The organism is Candidatus Amarobacter glycogenicus (assembly GCF_016704105.1).
Classification (GTDB): domain Bacteria; phylum Chloroflexota; class Dehalococcoidia; order Tepidiformales; family Tepidiformaceae; genus Amarobacter; species Amarobacter glycogenicus.
This window is the reverse complement of sequence record NZ_JADJAT010000002.1, coordinates 422,575-446,626: the sequence shown is the minus strand read 5'-3', so window position 1 is coordinate 446,626 and position 24,052 is coordinate 422,575. Positions and strand designations below refer to the sequence as shown.

Genomic DNA, 24,052 nt, shown 5'->3' with positions numbered 1-24,052 from the left:
GCTGCCTCTGAACCTCAGCCCGCCAGGATTCGCGCCAGCACGGCCGCGTCCACGTTCCCCCCGGAGACGATCACCCCGATCCGCTTCCCCGCGGCGTCCGCAATTCGCCCGCTCATCAAGGCCGCGGCCGGGATAGCTCCGGTCGGCTCAACAACGGTCTTCATCCGGAGGACCATGAACCGCGTCGCTTCTTCGATCGCTGCGTCGGAGACCGTCACCACTCCGTCAACGAGGCGGCTGATCACGGCGAACGTCAACAGGCCGGGCTGCCGCGTCCGCACCCCGTCCGCAATCGTCGTCGGCGGGTCGATGAGCACCCGTTCGCCCGCCGCCAGGCTCAGCACCCAATCGTCGGCGCCCTCGGGCTCCACGCCCATCACCCGGGTGTTCGGCGAAAGCGCCTTCACCGCAGTTACCGTCCCAGAGAGCAGGCCGCCCCCGCCGAGGGGTGTGATCACCAGCTCCAATTCCGGGACTTCCCGCATCAGCTCGAGCGCTGCCGTGCCCTGGCCGGCCATGATCATCGGGTCATCGAACGAGGGCACCACGTACGCGTTGGTCGGCCCTGCCGCTTCCCGCACTACCACCTCCGGCAAATCGCGCAGGCGGTCATAGGTCCGCACCGTCGCCCCGTAGCCGCGAGTGGCAGCCGCCTTCGAAGCCGGTGCGTCCTCGGGCATCAAGATGGTGCATGGGATCCCGAGCAGCCGCGCCGAGAGCGCGACCCCCTGCGCGTGGTTGCCCGAAGAGGCGGCGACGACCCCACGCCGCCTGGCATCGGGCGGCAACGTGGAGAGGTGGTTGTACGCCCCCCTGAACTTGAACGCCCCGACTCTCTGGTAGTTCTCGCATTTGAAGAACACCGTCGCACCGGTCATCTCGTCGAAAGTCCGCGACGTCATTACTGGCGTGCGGTTGGCAACTCCCTCAAGCCGTCCCGCGGCTGCGAGCACATCGTCGAAGGAAATCGGAAGGGCGTCTGTCACCCTCCGATCCTAGCGGAGCCGGCGCCACGAAGCGAGCGCCCGGCCACGTTATGGCGTTTTCAGGTACGATTCGCACTGGTGGGGCTGGAGGCCTGATGCGCGCAGCCGCGCAGCAGACAGCGCACAGACATTCGCGGGAACGCCGGTCGCGTCCCGAATGGGCGGTCGTCGCCTTCGTTTCGCTCGTCGCCGCTACCGCATACCTCTGCCTCAGCATCAGCCAGGCCATCGGGTCCCACTACTCGGAGGAGACCTCGCCGGCCATCGCCGCGTTGGCCCCCCGCGACGAAGCGGACTCAGAGCAGGTCCCCGCGCCTCCAACCGTCGAAGCATCCGCCGCAGAGTTGGCCGCACCCGCGCCGCGCCCTATCCGAGGTCTCGCACCCGCTGTGGGCGACCCGGCGCTTCTCGCCGTTATCCAGGGCGCCATCGGCAAGGACAGCGACCATATCGCGGTCTCCGTCCGCCGCATCTCCGATGGCCGTTCCGCCGCAGTCAATGGCGACTACCAGTTCTATGCCGCGAGCACATTCAAGCTCGCCGTCCTCTACGAAGCCGAACTCCGGCATTTCCTCGGCGAACTCGAATACTCCGATAGGCTCTTCATCACCGATGAGGACGCCGCCGAAGACCTGGGTACCTCCGGCCGCCTCGAATTCGAGCCCGATGGGAGCATCACCATCGGCCATCTCCTCGAGGCGATGATTACCGTCTCCGACAACTCCTCAGCAGTGACGTTGATGCATGCCTTCGGCGCCGGCAACATCGATCAAACGCTGCGTTTGCTCGGCCTCTCCACGATGACGGTGAACCAGGTCGAACTCTGGACCACGGCGGATGACCTCGCCCGGCTGATGCAGGCGATCTATGTGGGCGAGGGTCTGGGGATTCGGGAGCGAGCCCACATGCGCGACCTCCTGCTCGCGCAGACGATCCGCAACGGGATTCCCGGTGCGCTCCTCGGCGAGGTCGACTCTGGACTCCTGATCGGGAACAAGACAGGTACATGGCCCGGCGCACAGCACGACGTCGCATTCGTCGAAGCCCAGTCCGGCGCGTACGTGATCGCCATCCTCACGGACGGCTCGTACGAAGGCTGGCTTGCCCTCCATCGTGTCGTCCCGGAGGTCCACGCCGCCCTCTCGGATTAACACAGCAGCGGTCGTTTTCGCGACGTCTTTTTACGCTCTCTGGTATCGCCCGGGGCACTCGCGTAGGGTAGTGTGACCCCAGCGCCCCCGGAGTTTGTCACTTGCCGGATTACGACGCGCAGGAAGGCTCGGCCCTTCGTCGGCTCTTGGTCTGCCTCGGGGCAATCGCACTCTTCATAACGCTGATAGTCATCGGTCTCTCGGCCACCGGCACGGCGCACTTGCTGCCCATGCAGGCCCGCGCCGCGTCCTCGCCCGCCGCCAACTGGGACTTCGCGCGTCCCGCCGTCGACAGGATGAATGCGGCGGCGATCCAGGTCTGCGGTGCTGAGGCGACCGCCCGCGCCGCCCACGGCACGCCCAATGAAGACGTCCGTAAGGCCCAGGTTGAAGTGCTCGTCGCCGAGTACCAGCAGTCCGAGCGCGACTACAACGCCGCGGTCCGAGCGATCGTCGAGGCCGGTGGCCGCCGCCCTTCCGATGTCCCCAGCAAGGCGCTTCCCCTGGACCTCGCGCGCGCCAGGAACTGCATCAGGGTGGCCGTCGCCGAACCCAAACAGACAAAGCCGCTCGCGGCTCTCACACTCGCCATCGCCCAGGGCGACGATTCCGGCCCGGTCTGGATCCCCGCCCCGGAAAGCCGCTTCCTCACCCTGGAACAGCTCGACGCGGCCGCCGCCATGGCTGGCTGGCCCAACGAGCCGGGCTGGTGGCCGGAAATGCGCAAGATCATCCTTTGCGAAACGCGCAGCCTCGATACCATGGCCCACAACACCAGCGATCCCTATGGCGGCAGCTACGGCCTCGCCCAGCTCAACGGGAGCTACCACTTCGCTAATGCTGGCCAGGACTTCTCGCGCCGTTTCGACCCGGTGGTGAACCTTCGCACCGCCCTCTGGCTTCGCACCGCCCGCGGTCACTTCGGTGGAACCGGCGGGTGGTTCAACTGCGCGAAGCTCTGGGGCATAGAATAGGCGGAACTTCCTGCAGGAGACGGACATGTTTGTCGCCATGAACCAGTTTTCCGTGAACGAAGGCCGCGGCGCCGATTTCGAAGAGCAATGGCGCACCCGCGAAAGCTATCTCCAGGGCTTCGAAGGCTTCGTCCATTTCGCCCTGCTCAAGGGAGACGAAGCGGGTGATTACGTCTCCCACACGATCTGGCGCTCCCGGGAGGATTTCCTCAAGTGGACCCAGTCTGAGGCCTTCAAGAAGGCCCATTCCGCCCGCTCGAGCGAAGGCGTGCTCGCCGGGCATCCCCGCGCCCGCTTCTACGACGCCGTCATAACCGAGCCTGCCGAGGTGCCGGTGCTTTCGCGTTGAGTCAGGCCGCGGAATCCTCGCCGCTTCGCCCCGAGCACTTCCGCCGCCAGGACGAATCCGACGACGCGCTCTTCTACCGCGAACCGCGCCTGGTCACGCACATCGATGATGCTGCGATCGAGGCGGTTTCGCGCTTCTACGGCGAACTCATCCCCCCGCGCGCCCTCGTCCTGGACCTGATGACGAGCTGGGTCTCCCACCTCCCGGCCTCGCTCCATCCTGCCGGTGTGGCGGGCCTCGGCATGAACGCCGAGGAGCTCGCACAGAATCCCGTCCTCACCGAGCGGATCGTCCAGGACCTCAACCGCGACCCCGTGCTTCCCTGGGCCGATTCCACCTTCGACGCCGCCATCGTTACCGTCTCAGTCCAGTACCTGACCGCGCCACCGCTGGTATTCGCCGAAGTCGGCCGCGTCCTCAAACCCGGAGCTCCGTTCGCGGTCGCTTATTCCAACCGTTGTTTTCCCACCAAGGCTGTCGCGGCGTGGTTGTCGCTTGATAGCCGTGCCCAGGCGGAGTTAATCGGCCTCTACTTCCGCCTCGCCGGTACCTTCACTCCGCCGCAGGCGTTCGATATCTCTCCGGGGCCGGGGAGCGACCCCATGTTCGTCGTCGTCGCCCGCCGCCTTCCCGTCATTCCCGGCGCATGACGTGAAGGTCCGAGGCCGGCAACTCGATGAGCCATTCCTGGCCCGCTGCAACCCCCAGCACTTCGTACGGCCGCGAGGCAATCTCCACTTCTACCTCGGGCCCCGTATCTACCGGCTTGAAGTGCAGCGTATGGCTGGACCCGAACGCGAACTCCTCCGTGAGCATCGCCCGGAATGCATTCGCGACCTCGCCCGGCCGGCGAAGATTCACCCGCTCTCCTCGGATCGCCACGTCTATGCCGGAGCCGGGCATCGCCGCAATCGGGGCACTTGCTGCGAACCGGGCGCCCGCGACATCCAGCATAGCCGTCCCGTCCCGGTTCTCGATGACGGTCGCAGCGAAAATGTTGGATGTACCGGTGAGTTCCGCAACCCGGCGGCTCACCGGTCTCCGGAACACCTCCTCGCGCGCTGCGAACTGGAGGATGCGGCCGTCATCGAAGACCGCCAGCCGGTCTGCCAGCAGGTGGGCCTCGCGCAGGTCGTGCGTCACGAACACGATCGTTAGGCCCAGCTCCGCCCTCAGCCTCAGGAGTTCGCGCCGCAATGTCACCCGCAGCGCGTCATCGAGGGCGCTGAACGGCTCGTCCAGGAGGAGTACGTTCGCGTCCCTCGCCAGCGCCCTCGCCAGCGCCACCCGCTGCCGCTGGCCCCCGCTGAGCGTGCTCGGCTTCCGGTTTGCCAGGTCGCCGATCCGCAGGAGGTCCAGCAGCTCCGCCGTTCGGCTGCTCCGATCGATCGCCCTTGGGATGCCGAAGGCCACGTTTTCGGCCACCGTCATGTGCGGGAAAAGGGCAAGTTCCTGAACGACATAACCGACGTTACGCGCCTGCGGCGCCACGTGGATGCCCGCCGCCGAATCGAACATCGGCCGGCCATCGACCGTGATTCGCCCCCTTTCGGGGCGGACTAGCCCGGCGATTGCCTGCAGCGTCACGCTCTTGCCGGCGCCCGAATGGCCGAACAGCACCACGATCTCGTTCCGTGCCTCGAACCTTGCATCGTAGGTGAAGCCGCCGAGCCGGATGGCCGCGTCAAACTCGATGCTCACGCCTGCCAGGTCTCCCGGTTCGAGACCAGCCGGAACACCACCAGTACGCCGAGCGCGACGGCGAGCAGCATCACCGAAAGTGCAATCGCCCCGGCCAGCCCGAGTGAGCTCCCTTCAAACGCCGAGATGATCGCGAGCGGCATCGTCTGCGTCGTTCCCTCCAGGTTCCCCGCGAAAATCAGCGTTGCGCCGAGTTCCCCCATCGCCCTCGCCCAGCACAAGACCGTGCCCGCCATGATCGCCGGCCGCACCTGGGGCAGGACGATGCGGAAGAACGTCCGCGTCTTCGAGGCGCCGAGTGTGTAGGCCACCGCCTCTGCTCGCCGGTCAACCGAATCGAACCCGCTCCGCGCCGCGCGCACGTAGAACGGCGCGGCAACCAGCACTTGCGCCATGATCACCGCCATCGTCGTGAACGCGAATGTCTGCCCGGTCCATGCCTCGATCGGCTCGCCCACCAGCCCTCGCCTCCCGAATGCCGTCAGAAGCGCTACCCCCGCAACCGTGGGGGGCAACACGATCGGCAGGTCGATTGCCGCGTCGACGATCGCTTTTCCCGGGAAGCGCGCCCGCGAGAGCAGGTACGCCACCGGCGTCCCAAAGACGATCGTCAGGACCAGTGTCACTGTCGAGGTCCACACGGAGAGCCAGAGCGCCGCCTGCGCAGTCTCGGACCGCGCGAGTTCCCAGGTCTTCCCATCCTCAATTGCCCGGTTTGCCAGCCCGGCGAAGGGCAGCACGAAGAACGCACCAAACGCTGCGGAGAGCACCAGGAGTGTCACGAGAGCTGTCCGGTCGGTCCGCATCGCGTTCGCAGTCTACGGCAGCGCGCCCGCTCGCCCTACGGCGCAGCGAAGCCGTACTTCTCCAGGATCGCCTGGCCATCCGCTGAGCGGACGAACGCCGTGAATGCTGCGGCGGTTACACCGTTCGGGCTCCCCAATACAACCGCGATCGAGTATTCCGCCAACACGTTGTACGGCGCCGGGATCTCGATGACCCGAACGTCGCCGCCAGCCGCGACGATGTCCGTCCGGTATACGACTCCCGCATCGGCCTCCCCCAGCTGGATCTTGGCCAGGACCGCCCGTACGTTCGCCTCTTCGCTCTTAAGGTTCGCCAGCACCCTGTCCGAGAAGTCCGGGCTGATTCCGCCCGTCCCCGAGGCCTTCGCCAGGACTTCTCGAGCGTATCGCCCGATCGGCACGTCCTCGCCCGCAAGCACCAGCTTTACTCCCGGCTTAGCAAGGTCTGCGAAGGTCGCGACCGCCTTCCCGTCCTTCGGGACCACCACGACCGGCGTGTTCGTCGCGAAAACGGCCGATCCTTCCGCGTTGCCCTGGTCAATCACGTTCTTCATCTGGGCCGTGTCGGCCGATGCGAACACGTCCGCGGGGGCGCCTTCGTTAATCTGGACCGCCAGCGCCGAGGATGCCGCGAAGCTGAACGTCACTTCGGTCCCGGGGTTCGCTTTCTCGAAGGCCGCGCCAACTTCCTTGAACGCCTCTGACAGGGACGACGCGGCGAATACCGTGATCTCTCCGTCGATTGTCCCGGGGGCGCCGTCGGAGCCGTTGCCGCAGCAAGCCGAAAGCGCCGCGCCCACAAGTAGGGCAAAGAACACGGTGGCCCGCCCCATCAGAAAGCCATCGGTTCGCGGCTGACGAACTCGTAGAGCATGGCCGGCCGGTGCGCACCCTCTTTCGATGTCTGCCCCGTCTCCCGGATGATCCCGAGCCCTTCCACTCGCCGCCGGAAATTCCGTTTGTCCAGGGACTCGCCCAGGATCGCCTCATACACATGCTGCATCTGCGTCAGGGTGAACCGCCGGGGCAGCAGGCTGTACACGACGTTCGTGTACTCCAGCTTGTTGCGGAGTCGCTCTTCCGCGTACGCGACAACTCGTTCGTTCTCGAACGCCAGCTGAGGCAACGGGTGCACCGGTTGCCAGGCCGGGCGCCATTCGGAATCTGCTCGCATCCGTGCCCGCGCCAGGTCCACCAGCGCGAAGTACGTCACGACGATGTCCGCTCGTCCTTCGCCCAGCTGGTCGAACGTGTAGAGCTGCTCCAGGAACACGTCCGAGACGCCAGTCTCGTCCTCAAGTTTTCGCTTTGCCGCAGCGTCCAGTGATTCCCCTTCGTGCAGGAAGCCGCCCGGGAGTGCCCACTGCCCCCGCGATGGCTCCGCCGCGCGCTCAATCAGCAGCACCGAAAGGCTGCCCTGCCGCACCGTGAAGATGACCACCACAACGGCCGTTGCCACCCTCGAAGTGTAGGGCCTCCCCGCGAAAGGCTCAGGAGGCGCCCCCAGCCGCGGACACGTTGCCCCTCTCCCGAGTCCTCTCTTCACCGTTGACGAAACGAACATATCTTCCTATAACACATCCCGTGAGACGAAAACCCGGCGCTCTGCTGCCCGTGGAACTCGCCATCCTCGGCGCCGCCCTGGAAAGCGGTGCTGATGCCGAGTTCTACGGCTACGCCATCGCCAGGCAAATGCAGGCTGGTGATGCGTCACGGCTCCTCACCTCCCACGGCACCCTCTACAAAGCCCTCGACCGACTCGTGAAAGCAGGCTTGCTCACCTCCCGTTGGGAGGATGCCCAGGTGGCAGCCGACGAAGAACGCCCGAGGCGCCGGCTCTACCGCCTGACCGCGGCGGGCGGAAGTGCGCTCCGCCAGGCAGAGCGCGCCGCAGCCTCTGCCTCCGCCGCCTTGGTTGAAGGGTTCCAAGCACTGTGAACGCAGTCGCTCGCTGGTCGGCCGGGTTCGCACGGACCTGGACCCGCGCCTACACCCTCGGGCTCGATACCGGCGCAAAGACCGACCGGCGCGCGGAGATCGAGTCTGATCTCTGGGAGCACGGGACGAGCCTCCACTGGTCCGGGCGCGCAGCTCTGGAGATGGCACTGCGCTGCTTCCTGGGCATCCCTGCCGATGCGGCGTGGCGCGCCGAACAAGCTCGAACCGGCGAGCGGGCCGCAGCCATCATCGCTACCCTCCTCCACCGCGCCGAACGAATCACCGAGTGGGTCGCCCGCCGTGGCCTTCCCGGCATGACCACCGTGCTCGCCTGGGCGTTCATCGCCGGCGGGCTGTTGCTTACGCTGCTCTTCCCGTTCCAGCCGGAGAAGGGTGCCGGCATGGTCGTCGTCGGCGGTTGGGGCATAGGTGCAGGGTTAGCCATCCGATGGGGCAAAACGCGCATCCCGAACCGGCCGGTCTCGGGCTTTCTCGCTCTCGCCGCCGGAGCAGCACCACTGTCGCTGATCCTCCTGGCCACGGTCATCGCTCCGCTCGCCGCACTCGCCGTCCTCACCTTCGAAGGCCGCCGGGCATGGGCGGCCTGGAGGCTCCCGAAGGAAGCCCTACGGATGAGTGATTCACAATAGGAAGCTATCTTCCTATAATGCTTCCCGTGGACCTTTCCACGTGGAGGCATCTCGATGCATCACACGATCCGGAGACTTGTCGGGCGGCTCGTCGCCCTTCCCGCCCGCCAGGCAAGCGCAACCGGCGCCAGGCGGCGCTACCTCCTTAGCGGAGCCGTCGTCGGCCTCGTCCTCGGTGTTGCCGCCCGCGCGTGGATGCGGACCATCTCAGAAGAGCACGTCTTCACCGTTGGCGGCTCACTCTTCATCGTGGCCTTCTTCGCCGGCATGGGCGCCCTCGCCGGTCTCGCCGCCTGGTGGCGCTGGGGCGCCGGCGGTCCGCGCAGCAGCCTTGCCGTCCGTGCCGCCGCCTTCGCGCCATTCGCCTTCCTTGGTCCGTTCATGCTGCTCTTCGTGCCGAGTCTGCTGGCGGCCCTCGTCTCCGGGCATCCCGCCTGGCGAACATGGGCCAGGCGGCTCGCTCTCGCCGGTGCCGGTGCGTTCTTCGGGCTAACCGAACTAATCATCCTCACTGCGGACGTGCCGGGAAACGCCGGCGTCCGCCTTGCCTCAGGTCTGCTCTACCTTCCGCTCGCCTATGCCCTCTTCTTCACGAACCGGCTGGCGCTCGATCCGCTCCCGCGCCGCGAGCGCCCCGCTCCGGCGGGATGACCCAAAACGCCGCCTCCGGGTACACTGGGAAGTCTGTGCGGAGGGGTCGCATAGTGGTCTAGTGCGCCCGCCTGCTAAGCGGGTTCCGGGGTAACTCGGTCGAGGGTTCAAATCCCTCCCCCTCCGCCACCTCCCAGTTCTCAAGGTCATCACCCACCCATGCCAGGCCGTTACTACCTTTGGACCGTCGGCTGCCAGATGAACAAGGCAGACAGCGAGAAGCTCGCCGCCGGTTTTGATCGCATGGGCCTCAAGCCCACCGAACGCATCGAACGGGCCGACATCGTCGTCATCAATACCTGCAGCGTCCGCCAGCACGCCGAAGACCGCGCCTACTCCAAGCTCGGCCGCGTCCGCGACCTGAAGAAGTCCAACCCCGCCCTGAAAGTCGCCGTCATGGGCTGCATGGTCGGTCTTAAGACCGGCGACCTTGAAAAACGATTCCCCCAGGTCGATGTCTTCGCACGGCCTCAGCAGTTCGAGCCGATCATCGAGCTCATCGAAGGCCCCATCGAGGACCTCGGCGGCGAATTTTGGCCCACCACCTACGCGATCCCCGAAGGCCCCACCGCCTACGTCCCTATCGTCCACGGCTGCAACAAGTTCTGCACCTACTGCATCGTTCCCTACCGCCGCGGCCGCGAGAAGAGCCGCCCGATGGACGAGATCGTCCGCGAAGTCGCCTACCTGACGGCTCACGGAGTGCGCGAAGTCACCCTCCTCGGCCAAACGGTCGAAGCCTACGGTCATGACCTGGCCGAACAGCCCGATCTCGGTGACCTCATGCGCGACCTTTCTGCGCTCGATCGGCTTCAGCGCATCCGTTTCCTCACCTCCTACCCGAGGGACATGACGCATCGCATCCTCGAGGCCATCGCCGAGCTGCCGAAAGTCATGGAATGCTTCTCGCTCCCCGTCCAGGCCGGCAGCAACCGCGTCCTCGATTCCATGCGCCGCGGCTACACCCGCGAGGAGTACATCGAGAAGATCGCTGAGGTCCGATCCCTCATGCCCCATGCCGGCATCACGACCGACGTGATCGTCGGTTACCCAGGCGAAACCGGCGCCGACTTCGACGAAACCTGCTCCCTCCTCGAAGAACTGCGCTTCGACAAGGTCCACGTCGCGGCGTACTCCCCACGTCCCGGCACCATCGCCTGGCGCAAGATGGAAGACGACGTCCCCGCCGAAGTGAAGGCCGCGCGCCTCCATCGCGTCGAGGAGATCGAAGAACGAATCTCCCAGGAGATCAATTCGACCTATCTCGGCACCGTCCAGCCGATCCTCGTTGAAGCCATCCGCAACGACCAGCCAAATGGCCGCACTCGCACCGGCAAGCTCGTCCACCTCGACGCCCCCGCCCGGATCGGCAGCATGGTCGACGTCCATATCGAGCACGCCGGACCGTTCTCCCTTCGCGGCATGCCCGCCGATGCACTCGTACTGGCTTAGGCTCCCGCCCCCGCGCTTCCGCTCGCCTAATTCTCTGCCCAATCGATCGTCACCGAGTTCCGGTCGTTCGGGTCGACGCGCACATTCAGCGACGAACCCTCGATCAACAGGCTGACCAGCGAGGACCGCACAAGCGTCGGAATCGTCACGCGGTACGGCACGCCCCCAACAGGCTGGACTTCCACCTCGAGCTCCAGCAGCCGCTGATTCGCGGCCGTCGCTCCGCGGTCCCGCTTCCGCACGATGGATGCCCGCTCAAGGACGAGGTCCGGCCCGGGTTCCGGCGCTGGCGCCGGCGGCGAGGCCGTCGATGCGACTCCGGCGGCTGTCATCGATGGATTCGTCCGCTCCACCACATCGCCGCCCTTCATGAGTGTTGCGTTCCGCAGGACCTCTTCGTCGATGGAGATCCCCATCGACTTCAGGTAGGCGCTGAGTCCCGCCGGGTCATTGGGCACGTCGCGCCCCTGCCGTTGGCCGCGCAGGTCAATGACGCGGTGCTGCACGGTGACGTTCGGGCTGTTCGCCGGGTCGACTTCGATGCCGAACGGTTTCAGGAAGCCCGCAATGCTGTTCGCCGCGTCGCCGGGCCCAGCGCCGCTGCCGATGCTCGACACCAGCGACCGCGTCTTGCGGATCGCGAACTCGGTGGCAGCGGACGAAATCAGGCCCGCCCCGATGAAAGCCACGCCCATCGTCACGAACGTCGTCTGCGCCCCCGCTGTCGCTCCCGAGCAGTCGCCGTACTGGCAAGCCGAAGTCTCATCCAGCCAGGCTGTGAACGCATCACTGAGCCCCAGCACCAGGAATCCCGCGCCGAGCGCAACGAACAGCACGCCCATCCCATGGCCGATGACCCGTCCCATCGTCGACATACGCACTCCCCGGGGAAGTCCCCGCCGGTTAGACCGGCATCGCGAAGGGATCTTACGGCTTCGGAACCGCTACTATCCGCTCACAACTTTCGGAGGAATACCGTGAAATTCGAAGACATCAAGAAGGTCGGCGTCCTCGGCGGCGGCATCATGGGCGGCGGCATCGCCCAGACCTACGCCGTCGCCGGTTACCAGGTCGCCGTCTGCGACATCAACGACGACGCCATCACCGCAACGAAGCATGCGGTCTTCGATGGCAAATGGGGCATCAAGCGCGGCGTCGAACGCGGCAAGATCCCGTTCGACGATGCCGTCGCCGCCATGGGCCGCGTCTCCTTCGGCACCGCCCACGGCGTCCTTGCGGACTGCGACTACATCATCGAGGCCATTCCCGAGAAGCTCGAACTCAAGCAGCAGGTGCTCGCCGCCCTCGACAAAGTCGTGAAGCCAGAAGCCATCTTCGCTTCCAACACCTCGGGATTCGTCATCGAGGAAGTAGCCCGTGACGTCTCCGAGGCCCGCAAGAAGCTCTTCATCGGCATGCACTTCTCGAACCCCGTCACCACCATGCGCATGTGCGAAATCATCTACACGCCTCAATCCGCCCAGGACACCATCGATGCCGGCGTCAAGCTCGGCGAAGCTGGCGGCAAGGCCGTCTCACTCGTGAAGGACACGCCCGGGACCTACGGTTTCCTCCTGAACCGGATCTTCGGCGCTGCCGCTCGCGAGGCCCGCGCCATCGCCGAGCAAGGCATCGCCACGAAGGAAGACATCGATAAGGCCATGATCACCGGCCGAAACTGGCCCTCAGGCTTCTTCGGCGCCCGCGGCGGCATCGGCAAGGAGTGGTAGCAGCCCGCCGAGGCAGAGCAGCTGCCTCCCGCGGTGTAGCATTCGGCCTGCAAGTCACGCGGGAGGCAACCTCATGCCCTGGATCGAAGTCAATGGGACGGACATCTACTACCAGGAGGAGGGCGCCGGCCAACCCCTCGTCTTCCTCCATGGCAACACCTCCTGCGGCGAGGCGTGGTGGCAGCAGTTCGCCCACTTCCGCGACCGTTTCCGCTGCATTGCCTACGACAGCGTGAACCACGGTCACTCCTCGAACTCCCCGCGCGACGCCGACGAGCCCGACCGCGCCGACGAACTCGAAGGGTTCCTGGCCGCCCTGGGCATCTCCCGGCCGATACTCGCCGGCAACTCCATGGGCGGGAACACCCTTACGCGCTGGGCGGCCCGCCATCCCTCAGATGCGCTCGCCCTCATCCCCTCCGGCGCCGGCGTCGCCCGTGCCGGTCAGCCCGGCGCCACGCCGCCGCTTCAGCAGCCGCTAAGCCCCGACGTGCTCTTTCTCCCCATCGGCGACTCCCTCACCGATGGCTTCAAACAGAGCCAGCCGCGGATGTTCGAGCGCTATCTCCGGATCCGCTCAACCGCGACGCGTCTGGAGGCGATGCGTTACCCTCGCCGTCCCGCCCCGAAGACCCTCGCCGAACGCGAAGGCATGGCCGGACGCGTCACCGCGATCACGTCGCCGATGTGCATCATCGTCGGGGCCCTGGACCCGGCCGTTCCCCGTTGCGAGATGTTGCATGAGTTGGTCCCCGGTTCCAACTACCACGCCATCGCCGGGGCGCCCCACAACGTCTACTACGAAGCGGCCGAACCCTACAACGCCATCGTCGACGCCTTCCTCGCGAAGGTGATGGCGGCGGTGCGGGCAGGCTAACTTCGTTCCTCGAACCACCAGGTTGGGGGCTCACAAAGGACTTCCACCGACTCCCAAGCATGTGGTTGAGAGCCCAGCCCTACCCCGCCTCGCTCGTGTCGATCTTCGTCGTGCTGCGCCGGTCCTTGAACTTCGCCTTCAGGTAGTCGCGGTTCATCTTCGCGATGAAATCGATGCTGATTCCCTTCGGGCAGGCGGCCTCGCACTCGGCGTAGTTCGTGCAGCTCCCGAAGTACTCCTCCATCGTGTCGACCATCGCGACCGTCCGGCTCCAGCGCTCTGGCTGCCCCTGGGGCAACAGGTTCAGGTGGGCCAGCTTCGCAGCCGTGAAGAGCTGCGCTGCCCCGTTCGGACAGGCCGCTACGCATGCCCCACAACCGATGCACGCGGCCGCCTCGAAGGCAAGGTCCGCCACTGACTTCGGGATCAGGGTCTCGTTTCCGTCGCCTGCCGCACCGGTCGGCGCCGAAATATAGCCGCCGGCCTGGATGATGGCGTCGAATGCCGACCGGTCCACCACCAGGTCCTTAATCACCGGGAACGACGTCGAACGCCATGGCTCCACTGTGATCGTGTCGCCGGTCTTGAAGTTCCGCATGTGCAGCTGGCAGGTCGTCGTCAGCGTCTTGAGTCCGTGCGGCACGCCGTTGATGACTACCCCGCACGAACCGCAGATGCCTTCGCGGCAGTCGTGGTCGAATGCGATCGGCTCCTTGCCCTGCGCGATCAGCTCTTCGTTGACGACGTCCAGCATTTCGAGGAAGGACATGTCCTCGTTGATGTCGTTCGGGCTATAGGTCTCGAAGTGCCCGTCGTCTTTCGGGCCGCGCTGGCGCCAGACCTTGAGGAGGAGGTTGAGGCTCATTTGTAGCTCCGCTGGGCGAGGTGAACGTTCTCGAAGACCAGGTCTTCTTTGTGCAAATTGGCCGCCGTCCCGGCGCCCGTGTACTCCCACGCGGCGACGTACGCATAGTTGTCGTCGTCACGCTGCGCCTCGCCGTCCGGCGTCTGGTGTTCTTCCCGGAAGTGCCCTCCGCACGATTCCTCGCGATGCAGCGCGTCCTGGCACATCAGTTGACCCAACTCGATGAAGTCCGCGACCCGCCCGGCTTTCTCCAGCGATTGGTTCATCGAGTCGCCGTCACCGAGCACCCGGACATCCGACCAGAACTCCTGGCGCAACGCGTCGATGTCCTTGATCGCGGTCTCCAGCCCCGACTTGTTCCGTGCCATGCCGCAATAGTTCCAGCACAGGTGCCCCAGTTCCTTGTGGAACGAATCCACCGAACGCTTGCCGTTGTTGGTGAGGAGACGGTTGACCTGCTCTCGCACCCCGGCCTCTGCTTCTTCGAACGCCGCCGACTGGGTCGAAGCAGCCGGCTGGTTGAGGTGGTTCGCCAGCTCCCCCGCAATCGTCGTTGGCAGGACGAAATAGCCGTCCGCGAGGCCCTGCATCAGTGCGCTCGCGCCCAGCCGGTTCGCCCCGTGGTCGCTAAAGTTCGCCTCGCCGAGCACGAACAGGCCCGGCACGTTGGACATCAGGTTGTAGTCCACCCAGAGCCCACCCATCGTGTAGTGCACGGCCGGGTAGATGCGCATCGGCTGGGTGTACGGGTCCTCTCCTGAGATGTTGTCGTACATATCGAACAAGTTGCCATAACGTTGTTCGATGACGTTCCGGCCCAGCCGCTCGATCGCCGTCTTGAAGTCCAGGTAGACGCCGTTCTTCAGCGGTCCCACGCCGTACCCGTCGTCCACCATCCGCTTCGCCGCGCGCGAAGCGACGTCCCGTGGCACCAGGTTCGCGAACGACGGGTAGATGCGCTCCAGGTAGTAGTCCCGTTCCGCCTCGGGGATCTGGTTCGGGCTGCGTTTGTCGTTCTTGTCCTTTGGCACCCAGATGCGTCCGTCGTTGCGGAGTGACTCGCTCATCAGCGTCAGCTTCGACTGGTAGTCCCCGCTCACCGGGATGCAGGTCGGGTGGATCTGCGTGTAGCAAGGGTTCGCGAAATAGGCGCCCTTCTTGTGCGCCCGCCACGCCGCCGTCACGTTCGATCCCTTCGCGTTCGTCGAGAGGTAGAACACGTTCCCGTAGCCGCCCGTCGCCAGTACGACCGCATGGGCTGAGTGCCGTTCGATCGCACCGCTCACCAGGTCTCGCGTGATGATGCCCACCGCCCGGCCGTTTTCCGTCACCAGGTCCAACATCTCGTGGCGGGCGTACATCTTCACTGAACCCGCATCCACCTGGCGCTCGAGCGCCTGGTAGGCGCCCAGCAATAGCTGCTGCCCGGTCTGGCCGCGCGCGTAGAACGTCCGCGAAACCTGTGCGCCGCCGAACGAACGGTTGTCGAGCAACCCGCCGTACTCGCGCGCGAACGGCACGCCCTGCGAAACGCACTGGTCGATGATCTGCACGCTGATCTCCGCGAGCCGGTGGACGTTCGCCTCGCGGGCGCGGTAGTCGCCGCCCTTGATCGTGTCGTAGAACAGCCGGTGGACGCTGTCTCCGTCGTTCTTGTAGTTCTTCGCCGCGTTGATGCCGCCTTGCGCCGCAATCGAGTGCGCGCGCCGCGGGCTGTCCTGGAAGCAGAAGACTTTTACGTTGTAGCCCATCTCGCCGAGTGTGGCCGCCGCCGCTCCACCGGCCAGCCCCGTCCCGACGATGATGACCTCGAACTTACGCCGGTTTTGCGGCGCCACCAGCTTGGTGTTGAACTTGTGGCTCGTCCACTTCTCTTCGAGCGGACCTTCTGGGATGTTTGAATTGAGTGTCATTGCGGCCCCCTTACTCCACGATCCCGGTCATGACAGCGATCGGGAACGACACGTTGCCGACCACCACCAGTGCCGCGAAGCCGATTGCGAACATCCGCCGCCAATCGTTGAAGCGCGGGTTTGCCCAGCCCAGTGACTGGAACAGGCTCCACGCGCCGTGGTAGATGTGAATTCCGAGCAACAGGTTCGCAACGATGTACACCGCCGCAACGGGTTCTCGCTGGAAGCTCGCGACCAGGTTCTCGTAGGGCGTCCCGCGTGTGTAGCTCGAGGTGGCCACTCCCACGCCCCAGGTAAGGTCCATCAGGTGGAAGAGCAGGTACGCGCCGACGATGATGCCGCTCCAGCGCATCGTCCGGGCTGCGTAGTTCGCCGCCACGTAGGTGCGCCCGCCCTTGTATCCCACCGCCCGCGATTGACGGTTCAACAGTGTCAGCGTGGCCGCCGAATGGATGTGCAGCGCGAACGCCAGGATCAGCCCGCCGCGCATGATCCAGAGGAAGCCCGTGTGCGGCAGTATCGGCTCACCGATGGTGCGCAGGTACTCGCCGTAGTGGTTCATGTGCTCGGCGTCCTGGTACATGTGCAGGTTGCCCAGCATGTGCGTGAGCACGAACCCGAGCAGCAAGAGCCCCGTCACTGCCATTACGGCCTTCTTGCCTATCGCCGAGCCGTAGAAATCCAGCAGCCAGAAACGCGGCCGTATCCTGCGCTGCCGCAACGGCTGCGCGACGCGTGAACCAGTGAGCATGCCCACCCTCCCGAACGTGTCCCTGTCAGACGGTTAGGGGCGACCCGGCGTTTGCGGAGCCAGGCGAAGCACGGAACAAGCCGAAAGAGCGGCTTTACCGCTGTCCCACCGCGAATCCTAGCCCTGCGTCATGGGGCCAGCAATGCAGCGTCATTCATTCGTGCTATAGAACGTTGTCTCACCTATCGATTCCGTGATTCAACCTGCCGCACCCATCTCAGGATCCCGATGACCGATTTCGCATCGCAGATCTCGCCCGATTCGAGGGCCGCGATTGCCTCGCCGGGAGTCAGCGTCTCCACCTCGATGTCTTCGTCGTCGTCGGCATCCAGAGTCGATGGCTCGAGTTCGGTACAGACGAACAGGTGGATGAACTCGGTGGTGTATCCCGGTGCCACGAAAAACCCGCCCAGCGGTTCGATCTTGCCCGGCCGATGCCCCACTTCCTCCTGTAACTCGCGCGAAACGGCCGCCAGCGGTGCTTCGCCAGCCTCCAGCGTCCCTGCAGGCAGCTCCAGGAGCCGCCTGCCTGCCGCGTGCCGGTACTGCGTCACCAGCAACAGGTTGCCCTCCGCTGTGACCGGCACCATTGCCACCGCCCCCGGGTGACGGATGGTCTCGCGATACGCGATCACCCCTCCGTCCATCTCGATGGTGTCGAGGCTCACGTTGAAGAGGCGGCCCGCATAGGCCGTTTCGGAAGAAATCACTCGAGGGTCAGGCATGGTGGGATTGTGGAGTTGGAGTGGCAGCAGTGTCGATCGACGAGGAGCGCCAAGGCCGGTCTCGCCTCCCTCCGTCGGCCCGCCTCTAGATCGCCCTCCCCAGGCACTCCCACACGCGCTTCGGGTCGGCGTACCGGTGGATCGTCCGGTGCTCCAATTGCTCCACCTCGAACAGCCCGGCCACGGCCCTGTGCACCATCGCCTCGTCGAAGAACCGCTTCGTCTCCGAGAAGTGCGCCTGGTACGAGTCTGCGACCCGGTAGAAGTTGGGCTCCAGCTCCTCGCCCTGGCCCGCTCCGTGTGCGAAGTCGTCGGTCGCGTTTACGCGAAACAGGAACGCCGACCCTTCGCCCAGGACCCGCCGGATCTCCCCGAGCGCGGCCCGCGTCTCGGCCCACGGCAAGTAGTGCAGCGCCAGCGACGAGACCGCGCAGTCGAACGCCCCGTCCCGGAACGGAAAGCGTTGCCGTAGGTCCGCCCGCAGTAGCATCGCTCGCGGCGCGTTCACCCGTGCGCGCTCCAGGGGCGCCCGGTCAAAGCCGACGACCTGGAACCCATGGGTGTGCAGCGTTGCCGCGTCCAGCCCTGGACCGCAGCCAGCCTCAAGCAGCCGATCTCCCTGCGCCCGCAGAACGGAAACAAATGGAGAAAGCCAGTCGCTGGCTTTCGGCAGCGGCTGGCTTTCTCGTTGTGCGTCCTGGGCCGTCATGGTGGGATTCTCTTCCTTCACGAACTCTCCGTGAACTCGCGAGAAAGAAACCCTCCGTGACCTCAGTGCCTGTGTGGTGAACTAATCGAGGTAGTCTTTGAGCTTCTTGCTCCGGCTCGGATGACGCAGCTTGCGCAGCGCCTTCGCCTCGATCTGGCGGATGCGCTCACGCGTCACGCCAAACTCCCGGCCCACTTCCTCGAGCGTCCGGCTGCGGCCGTCCTCCAGCCCGAAGCGCAACTGTAGGACCCGTCGTTCCCGGCTGGTCAGGCTCGCGAGCACGTCTTCGACCTGCTCGCGGAGGAGTTGCTGGCTCGCCGCTTCTGCAGGCGCCAGCGCCGTCGGGTCCTCCAGGAAGTCGCCGAGATGGCTGTCTTCCTCTTCGCCGATCGGCGTCTCCAGCGAAACCGGCTCCTGCGAGACCTTCTGGATCTCCCGGATGCGCTCAGGTGTGTAGCTGGCGGCGGCGTCCGGCTTGCCGGATTCCGTCATCCCGCGGGCGATCTCCTCGCTCGTCGGTTCGCGGCCGTACTCCTGCACCAACCGCCGGCTGACGCGCACGAGCTTGTTGATCGTCTCGACCATGTGGACCGGGATGCGGATCGTCCGCGCCTGGTCAGCAATGGCGCGCGTGATCGCCTGCCGGATCCACCACGTCGCGTACGTTGAGAACTTGAAGCCCTTGCGGTAGTCGAACTTCTCGACTGCGCGGATCAGGCCGATGTTCCCTTCCTGGATCAGGTCCAGCAGCGACATCCCGCGGCCGATGTACTTCTTCGCGACCGAGACCACCAGCCTAAGGTTCGCCTCCGTCAGCCGCCTCGTCGCCTTGCTGCCGTTCCGCTTCACCGTGTCGAAGTGATAGCGCAGCTTCTCTTCCAACGGCGAGATCTTCTCGATGAGGCCGTCCACGGGGGGTACGAGGTCGTCCTCCGTCCCCGCTTCCGTTCCCATCTGGGCCACCAGGTCCGGCGTCAGGACGTGCGTGATGATCGAGAGTTGGACGATCCGCATGTGGGCGTCGTCGTCTTCGATCTTCAGCTTGTTCACCACGTGGATCGTGAAGTCCGGGTCCATCTCGCCGTCGATCAGCCCCCGGAACTGCGGGTCCGCGATCGTCTCGCTGAACGAGAGGTTCTTCAGCTTCTGGCCGTCCGGATTGCGCCACTTCCGCGTCACCGTAAGTTCGCCCTCTTCACGCGGGCGCACCAGCTTGTCGAAGTCGTCGACGAAGCGCTTCGCTTCCTTGTAGACCGAAAGCAACGCGCCCCACTGCTCGAGCAGCCGGACGGCCACGCGTGCAGCCGATGGCGGATGCCCGTAGTTCGTCACGTACTCCTGCTCGATGGCCTCGATGTGCAGGCCTTCTTCCATCTGCCGGGCGAGGTGCTTCTCGTCGTCCGCGGTCAGCAGGTAGACCTTCCCGATTTCGCGCAGGTACATGCGCACCGGGTCGTCGATACCCTCGGATTCCTCGCTCAGGAGCGCGAGGCTGGCATCCTCTTCTTCCTCTTCTTCGTCGCTGTCGGCGGGAGTCTCCTCCTCGTCGTCCGTGGTCGCCTCATTCAGCTCGTCTTCCGAAGACTCGTCGTCGGTGAACGAGGAGAGACGGCTGAGTACGCCGTCGATCACGGCGCCATCGTTTGAAGGGGATGCGCCGGTCAGGACATCTTCTGTCATAAGTAAAACACTACCTCAGGTTGAACAGGGAACGAACCGCTGGACGCGCAGGGCATACTGCGCCTTTTGAAGCTTAGCAAGTGAACAAACGCATTTCAAGGGCTTTTCGACAACTCGATCCCGCGCTGTTCGCGGGCCGCGTCACGACCCCCGTCACTGTCACCCACAATTGACAGTACCACCCCTTCCCACCCACCATACCCCATGGCCACCTCCCGCCACGACCGCGCCAAAGACGCCCTCCTCCAACACCACCTTGAACGTCTCCGCCACACCAGTACCGTGATGGCCGCCTCCGCCGATGAGGTGCGCCGCGCCCGTGCTCTGCGCGACCAGTCCATCCGCGAAGCCGTCGCCGCGGGGCTCTCACTTCGCCAGATCGGCGGCGCCCTCGGGCTCAGCGCCCAGGGCGTCAACGCCACCCTCGCCGCGCCGAAAGCAGCCTACGACACCATCGGCCAGACCTACTCCCAGACCCGCCGCCCCGACCCGCGCATCCGCGACGCCATCTGGGCGGCACTCGGCGATGCCAAGTCCGTGGTCAACGTCGGGGCCGGCACGGGCTCCTACGAGCCGCCCCAGACACTCCTCGCGGTCGAACCGTCGGTCGTCATGATCGCCCAACGCCCGCCAGAACTCGCTCCTGCCGCCGTCTCGACCGCGGAACGCATTCCCCTTCCCGATAAGTCGGTCGATGCGGCACTCGCCGCCCTCACCATCCACCACTGGGCGAACCTCGAGGCGTCGCTTGCCGAAATACGCCGCGTCGCCCGGCGCGTGGTCATCTTCACCTGGGACCTCGATGTTTCCCGGACGTTCTGGCTCATCGACTACATTCCCGCCATCCTCGAACTCGATGAGCGGATCGCCGTCCCGATCGACCGCCTCGCCGAACTCCTGCGCACATCCGATATCCGCACCGTCCCCGTCCCGCACGACTGCACCGACGGCTTCATGGGCGCGTTCTGGCGACGGCCAGAGTCCTACCTCGATCCCTCCGTCCGTGCCGGAATCTCGACGTTTCCGCGGCTCGACCAGTCTGTCGTGCGGGCGGGGTTGGAGATGCTGCTGCAAGAGCTCCAATCCGGCCGATGGGCCGAACGCCACCGCAACCTCCTCGACCTTGAAGAGCTTGACCTTGGCTACCGTCTCGTCGTCGCGGACCTCGATTGATCCCGCATTTCCCCGCACCACCCCCACCCCCTACCCTCGATCCATGTCTCGACGCGGTCAGCGCTACAAAGAACCCGCCGAACCAACCTTCATCACTGTCCGCGTCGAATCGCTCGTGTTCGGGGGTGCCGGCCTCGCGCGCGGGGCCGATGGCCGCGTCGTTTTCGTCGCCTTCGCCGCCCCCGGCGAACTCGTCGAAGCGCAGGTCGAGCGCGAGTACCCGGACTACATCCAGGCTGTCACCACCCGCGTCATCGAACCCTCGTCCGATCGCGTCGAGCCGCGCTGCCCCCTGTTCGGTGAATGCGGCGGCTGCCAGCTCCAGCATATGAGCTACCCGGCTCAGCTCGCGGCCAAGGAAGCGGTCGTCCGCGAACAGCTCCGCCGCATCGGCAAGCTCGATGACTCCGTCGTCCGCCCTATCGTCGGCGCCGCCGAGCCCTGGGGTTACCGCAACCACCTCCGCTTTTCCACCGGCAAGAAGTACGGCGATGTCGGCTACATCGGCCGCAAGGGCTACGGACTCCTCAAGGTCGACTCCTGCCCCATCGCCGACCCCTGGGTCAGCGACCTCCTCCCCAAGCTCCAGGGCCACGGAGCCGGCCTCCACCAGGTCCAGGTCCGCTACTCCGCCGAGACCGGCACCGGCCTCATCAACCCTGCCATCCCCGACGTCCCCTTTGAGACCGGTCAGAAGGCCTACGTAGAAGAGCTCGCCGGCCGCCGCTTCGATGTCAGCGCCTCCGCCTTCTTCCAGGTCAACCACGCCCAGGCCGAACAGATGGTCCGCCTGGTCGGCGAAGCCCTCCCCGAACGTGGCGACCTCCTCATCGATGGCTTCGCAGGCGTCGGTACCTTCGCTGTCATCTACTCCGACCGATTCGAACGCGTCCTCGCCATCGAAGAATCGAACAGCGCCGCAAAGGACAGCGAGCGCAACCTCGCCCAGGCGCCCAACGTCGAGATGCTCGTCGGCAAGGTCGAAGACATCCTCCCGGATCTCGAAGTCCGTCCCGACGCAATCATCCTCGACCCGCCTCGCCCGGGCTGCGCCCCTCCCGTGATGCGCGCCATCCTCGAGTTCCAGCCCTCTACCGTCGTCTACGTCTCCTGCAACCCGGCCACGCTCGCCCGCGACCTCCGCATCCTCGTCAACGGCGGCTACCAGCTGGACTCGGTCACCCCGCTCGACATGTTTCCCCAGACCGGCCACATCGAGTGCGTCTCCCGGCTCACCTTCATCGGCCTCCCGGAAGCGCCGGAAGGACCGGATGAAGATGCCGTTGAGCCGGACGAAATTATCGTGGACGAACCCGGCCTTGAGTAGACGGCGCCCGCCGCAGCACCTCCGTTCCGTCGTCGCCTCGATAGGGATCGCCGGAAGATGAGTCCGCGCGTCATCCTCGCCTCCGCTTCACCCCGCCGCCGTGAGCTCCTCGCCGCCCTCATCGATGGCTTTGCCGTGGTCCCTTCCGACGTAGACGAACTCCTCACCGGCGATGGCTTCGTCGATGCCGAGCGCCTCGCCTTCGCCAAGGCACAGGACATCGCCCGCAAGAACCCGGGCGCCATCGTCATCGGCTCCGACACCGTCGTCTTCGATGAAGACCGCAGCTTCGGCAAGCCGGCCGACCAAATCGACGCCATGGACATGTGGCGTCACCTGCGCGGGCGCGTGCACGAAGTCGCGACCAGCGTCGCTCTCGTCGGGGCGTCCGGCGAACGCCAGCTCACGGAGGTCGCCGAAGTCGAGCTGGCGGCCCTCTCGGATGTCGAAATCCATGCCTACGTCGCCTCGGGGCGCCCCATGGATAAGGCCGGCGCCTACGCCATCCAGGACGAAGACATCCCCACCGTCGCCGCCTTGCAGGGCTGCTATTGTGCCGTCATGGGCCTCCCGCTCTGGATCACCAGGGGTCTTCTCGAAGACGCCGGCGTGCCCTGCCGCGACCCCTCGGTGGCCTTTCCACGCTGTGCTGCCTGCCCATCGCGCCCGGACGGCGGCTGAGACGGCGCCGCGTCTCGCGGCCCACCACTACTTGAGATGCTCCCGCATCCGAGTACACTGGCCCCCGAACGCATGCCCGGCATCACCCGCTGGCAGCGGCAATCGGGGGAAGAGCAGAGGCTGTCCATGAGCATGAACCGGAGCCTCGGCCGCGCATCGGGCGCGAACTCGCATCAGATCCGCGTCCTCCTCGTCGATGACCACGCCGTCATTCGCCAGGGCCTCCGGATGCTCCTCGAAAGCCGCCCCGAACTCGAAGTCGTCGCCGACTGCGAGAACGGCCGCGAAGCCCTCCTCGCCGTCGAACGCCTCAAGCCCGATGTCGTCCTCATGGATGTCGTCATGCCCGGCCTCAACGGCATCGAGGCCACCCGCCAGATCCGCAAGGCATCCTCCACCACCCGCGTCGTCATCCTTTCCGGCTTCGTCGATGAAGAGCAGATCACCGGCGCCCTCCGCAACGGCGCTTCCGGCTACCTCGTCAAGAACAGCGACGTCTCCGAACTTGTCCTCGCCATCCAGACCGTCCACCGCGGCAACCAGTACTACTCCGCCGCCCTCAGCGAAGGCTTCGATATCCCCGAGCTCCAGCTCCAGGCCCGCCGGCCCGAGCAGAAGACCGGCCTCGATACCCTCACCGCTCGCGAACGCGAGGTCCTCCAGCTCATCGCCGAGGGCCACACCAACCAGCAGATCGCAGACGAGCTCGTTGTCAGCGTCAAGACCGTCGAAGCCCACAAGTCCCACATCATGGAAAAGCTCAAGGCGAAAAGCCGCACGGACCTGATCCGCTACGCCCTCAAGCGCGGCATCGTCAAACTCGAAAGCGTCGACGAAGCCGAAAAGAGCCTGGCGAACCTGGGCAGCGCAGATTAGCATGTTCGGCATCTCTTGGGAGGGGCGGTACCATGAAGGCAGGGCGAACACCATTCCGGCACTCCCTACTCAGGCTCGTGCCGCTCC

The 24,052-nt window shown here is 65.6% G+C and carries 26 protein-coding genes, 1 tRNA gene and 1 pseudogene; 15 read left to right on the top strand and 13 right to left on the bottom strand.

Going from position 1 to position 24,052, the window contains the following annotated elements; all coding sequences use genetic code 11:
- Positions 1 to 14: 14 nt before the first annotated feature.
- Positions 15 to 986, bottom strand: coding sequence for a pyridoxal-phosphate dependent enzyme (locus IPG14_RS06960; RefSeq protein ID WP_343391304.1), 972 nt, complete (start codon positions 984 to 986; stop codon positions 15 to 17).
- Positions 987 to 1,081: 95 nt separating this feature from the next.
- On the opposite strand from IPG14_RS06960, the gene IPG14_RS06955 reads away from it, so the two are divergent.
- From IPG14_RS06955 to IPG14_RS06940, 4 genes are all read left to right on the top strand, one after another.
- The gene (locus tag IPG14_RS06955; protein ID WP_343391303.1) at positions 1,082 to 2,137 is read left to right on the top strand and encodes a serine hydrolase; all 1,056 of its coding nucleotides are present in this window, start codon (positions 1,082 to 1,084) and stop codon (positions 2,135 to 2,137) included.
- A 101-nt stretch (positions 2,138 to 2,238) separates the two neighbouring features.
- The gene (locus IPG14_RS06950) at positions 2,239 to 3,111 is read left to right on the top strand and encodes a hypothetical protein (RefSeq protein WP_343391302.1); all 873 of its coding nucleotides are present in this window, start codon (positions 2,239 to 2,241) and stop codon (positions 3,109 to 3,111) included.
- A 25-nt stretch (positions 3,112 to 3,136) separates the two neighbouring features.
- Positions 3,137 to 3,460 carry an antibiotic biosynthesis monooxygenase gene (locus tag IPG14_RS06945; protein WP_343384087.1) on the top strand — a complete coding sequence of 108 codons (324 nt, stop codon included), beginning with the start codon at positions 3,137 to 3,139 and terminating at the stop codon, positions 3,458 to 3,460.
- Positions 3,457 to 4,110 carry a methyltransferase domain-containing protein gene (locus IPG14_RS06940; RefSeq protein WP_343384088.1) on the top strand — a complete coding sequence of 218 codons (654 nt, stop codon included), beginning with the start codon at positions 3,457 to 3,459 and terminating at the stop codon, positions 4,108 to 4,110. Before IPG14_RS06945 ends, IPG14_RS06940 begins: the two co-directional genes overlap by 4 nt.
- Here the strand turns inward: IPG14_RS06940 and IPG14_RS06935 are convergent.
- The 4 genes from IPG14_RS06935 to IPG14_RS06920 are packed head-to-tail and all read right to left on the bottom strand — an operon-like array spanning position 4,094 to position 7,426.
- A complete protein-coding gene (locus IPG14_RS06935) occupies positions 4,094 to 5,161 on the bottom strand; it encodes an ABC transporter ATP-binding protein (RefSeq protein WP_343391301.1) in 1,068 nt (355 codons plus the stop codon). The two genes, IPG14_RS06940 and IPG14_RS06935, sit on opposite strands and share 17 nt — an antisense overlap.
- Positions 5,158 to 5,967 (bottom strand): ABC transporter permease, encoded by an 810-nt coding sequence (locus IPG14_RS06930; RefSeq protein ID WP_343391300.1) that lies wholly within the window; start codon positions 5,965 to 5,967, stop codon positions 5,158 to 5,160. Before IPG14_RS06930 ends, IPG14_RS06935 begins: the two co-directional genes overlap by 4 nt.
- A gap of 35 nt (positions 5,968 to 6,002) precedes the next feature.
- Complete coding sequence (modA, locus tag IPG14_RS06925; protein ID WP_343391299.1) at positions 6,003 to 6,800, bottom strand: molybdate ABC transporter substrate-binding protein; 798 nt, start codon at positions 6,798 to 6,800, stop codon at positions 6,003 to 6,005.
- A complete protein-coding gene (locus IPG14_RS06920; RefSeq protein WP_343384092.1) occupies positions 6,800 to 7,426 on the bottom strand; it encodes an NUDIX domain-containing protein in 627 nt (208 codons plus the stop codon). Before IPG14_RS06920 ends, modA begins: the two co-directional genes overlap by 1 nt.
- A 125-nt stretch (positions 7,427 to 7,551) precedes the next feature.
- Between IPG14_RS06920 and IPG14_RS06915 the strand changes: the two genes are divergently transcribed.
- The 5 genes from IPG14_RS06915 (at position 7,552) to miaB (ending at position 10,658) form a co-directional block, all read left to right on the top strand.
- Complete coding sequence (locus IPG14_RS06915; RefSeq protein WP_343391298.1) at positions 7,552 to 7,905, top strand: PadR family transcriptional regulator; 354 nt, start codon at positions 7,552 to 7,554, stop codon at positions 7,903 to 7,905.
- Positions 7,902 to 8,555, top strand: coding sequence for a hypothetical protein (locus IPG14_RS06910; RefSeq protein ID WP_343391297.1), 654 nt, complete (start codon positions 7,902 to 7,904; stop codon positions 8,553 to 8,555). The genes IPG14_RS06915 and IPG14_RS06910 overlap by 4 nt, the downstream gene beginning before the upstream one ends.
- A 54-nt stretch (positions 8,556 to 8,609) precedes the next feature.
- Entirely contained in the window at positions 8,610 to 9,206 is a 597-nt protein-coding gene (locus tag IPG14_RS06905; protein ID WP_343391296.1) for a hypothetical protein, read from the top strand.
- 39 nt (positions 9,207 to 9,245) lie between these two features.
- A tRNA-Ser gene (locus IPG14_RS06900) sits at positions 9,246 to 9,335 on the top strand.
- Between the two features lie 30 nt (positions 9,336 to 9,365).
- A complete protein-coding gene (gene miaB / locus IPG14_RS06895) occupies positions 9,366 to 10,658 on the top strand; it encodes a tRNA (N6-isopentenyl adenosine(37)-C2)-methylthiotransferase MiaB (RefSeq protein WP_343391295.1) in 1,293 nt (430 codons plus the stop codon).
- Positions 10,659 to 10,684: 26 nt separating this feature from the next.
- Here miaB and IPG14_RS06890 read toward each other — a convergent pair whose 3' ends face one another.
- Positions 10,685 to 11,524, bottom strand: a complete 840-nt coding sequence (locus IPG14_RS06890) for a hypothetical protein (RefSeq protein ID WP_343391294.1) — start codon at positions 11,522 to 11,524, stop codon at positions 10,685 to 10,687.
- A 111-nt stretch (positions 11,525 to 11,635) separates the two neighbouring features.
- Here IPG14_RS06890 and IPG14_RS06885 point away from each other — a divergent pair, with 111 nt between their 5' ends.
- Positions 11,636 to 12,388 (top strand): 3-hydroxyacyl-CoA dehydrogenase family protein, encoded by a 753-nt coding sequence (locus IPG14_RS06885; RefSeq protein WP_343391293.1) that lies wholly within the window; start codon positions 11,636 to 11,638, stop codon positions 12,386 to 12,388.
- A 73-nt stretch (positions 12,389 to 12,461) separates the two neighbouring features.
- A complete protein-coding gene (locus IPG14_RS06880) occupies positions 12,462 to 13,265 on the top strand; it encodes an alpha/beta hydrolase (RefSeq protein WP_343391292.1) in 804 nt (267 codons plus the stop codon).
- Between the two features lie 79 nt (positions 13,266 to 13,344).
- On the opposite strand, the gene IPG14_RS06875 is transcribed toward IPG14_RS06880, so the two are convergent.
- From IPG14_RS06875 to IPG14_RS06845, 7 genes and pseudogenes are all read right to left on the bottom strand, one after another.
- Positions 13,345 to 14,130, bottom strand: coding sequence for a succinate dehydrogenase/fumarate reductase iron-sulfur subunit (locus IPG14_RS06875; protein ID WP_343388586.1), 786 nt, complete (start codon positions 14,128 to 14,130; stop codon positions 13,345 to 13,347).
- The gene (locus tag IPG14_RS06870; RefSeq protein WP_343384102.1) at positions 14,127 to 16,043 is read right to left on the bottom strand and encodes a fumarate reductase/succinate dehydrogenase flavoprotein subunit; all 1,917 of its coding nucleotides are present in this window, start codon (positions 16,041 to 16,043) and stop codon (positions 14,127 to 14,129) included. The genes IPG14_RS06875 and IPG14_RS06870 overlap by 4 nt, the downstream gene beginning before the upstream one ends.
- A 10-nt stretch (positions 16,044 to 16,053) precedes the next feature.
- On the bottom strand, positions 16,054 to 16,794 hold the full coding sequence (locus tag IPG14_RS06865; RefSeq protein WP_343384103.1) for a succinate dehydrogenase cytochrome b subunit: 741 nt from the start codon (positions 16,792 to 16,794) through the stop codon (positions 16,054 to 16,056).
- 182 nt (positions 16,795 to 16,976) lie between these two features.
- Positions 16,977 to 17,519, bottom strand: a complete 543-nt coding sequence (locus IPG14_RS06860; protein ID WP_343391291.1) for an NUDIX hydrolase — start codon at positions 17,517 to 17,519, stop codon at positions 16,977 to 16,979.
- A gap of 85 nt (positions 17,520 to 17,604) precedes the next feature.
- On the bottom strand, positions 17,605 to 18,228 hold the full coding sequence (locus IPG14_RS06855; protein ID WP_343391290.1) for a class I SAM-dependent methyltransferase: 624 nt from the start codon (positions 18,226 to 18,228) through the stop codon (positions 17,605 to 17,607).
- Between the two features lie 81 nt (positions 18,229 to 18,309).
- Positions 18,310 to 19,437, bottom strand: a complete 1,128-nt coding sequence (gene rpoD, locus IPG14_RS06850) for an RNA polymerase sigma factor RpoD (RefSeq protein ID WP_343385217.1) — start codon at positions 19,435 to 19,437, stop codon at positions 18,310 to 18,312.
- A 162-nt stretch (positions 19,438 to 19,599) separates the two neighbouring features.
- Positions 19,600 to 19,671 (bottom strand): annotated as a pseudogene (locus tag IPG14_RS06845) (sigma-70 factor domain-containing protein); the annotation flags it as partial.
- A 690-nt stretch (positions 19,672 to 20,361) separates the two neighbouring features.
- Between IPG14_RS06845 and IPG14_RS06840 the strand changes: the two are divergent.
- The 4 genes from IPG14_RS06840 to IPG14_RS06825 all read left to right on the top strand — a co-directional run bounded on the left by IPG14_RS06840 (position 20,362) and on the right by IPG14_RS06825 (position 23,965).
- Positions 20,362 to 21,081 (top strand): class I SAM-dependent methyltransferase, encoded by a 720-nt coding sequence (locus IPG14_RS06840; RefSeq protein ID WP_343391343.1) that lies wholly within the window; start codon positions 20,362 to 20,364, stop codon positions 21,079 to 21,081.
- A 43-nt stretch (positions 21,082 to 21,124) separates the two neighbouring features.
- Positions 21,125 to 22,408: a class I SAM-dependent RNA methyltransferase gene (locus tag IPG14_RS06835; protein WP_343391289.1), complete on the top strand. Its 1,284-nt coding sequence runs from the start codon at positions 21,125 to 21,127 to the stop codon at positions 22,406 to 22,408.
- 57 nt (positions 22,409 to 22,465) lie between these two features.
- Positions 22,466 to 23,089 (top strand): Maf family protein, encoded by a 624-nt coding sequence (locus tag IPG14_RS06830; protein ID WP_343391288.1) that lies wholly within the window; start codon positions 22,466 to 22,468, stop codon positions 23,087 to 23,089.
- Positions 23,090 to 23,161: 72 nt separating this feature from the next.
- Positions 23,162 to 23,965 carry a response regulator transcription factor gene (locus IPG14_RS06825; protein ID WP_343388591.1) on the top strand — a complete coding sequence of 268 codons (804 nt, stop codon included), beginning with the start codon at positions 23,162 to 23,164 and terminating at the stop codon, positions 23,963 to 23,965.
- The last annotated feature ends 87 nt before the right edge of the window (positions 23,966 to 24,052 follow it).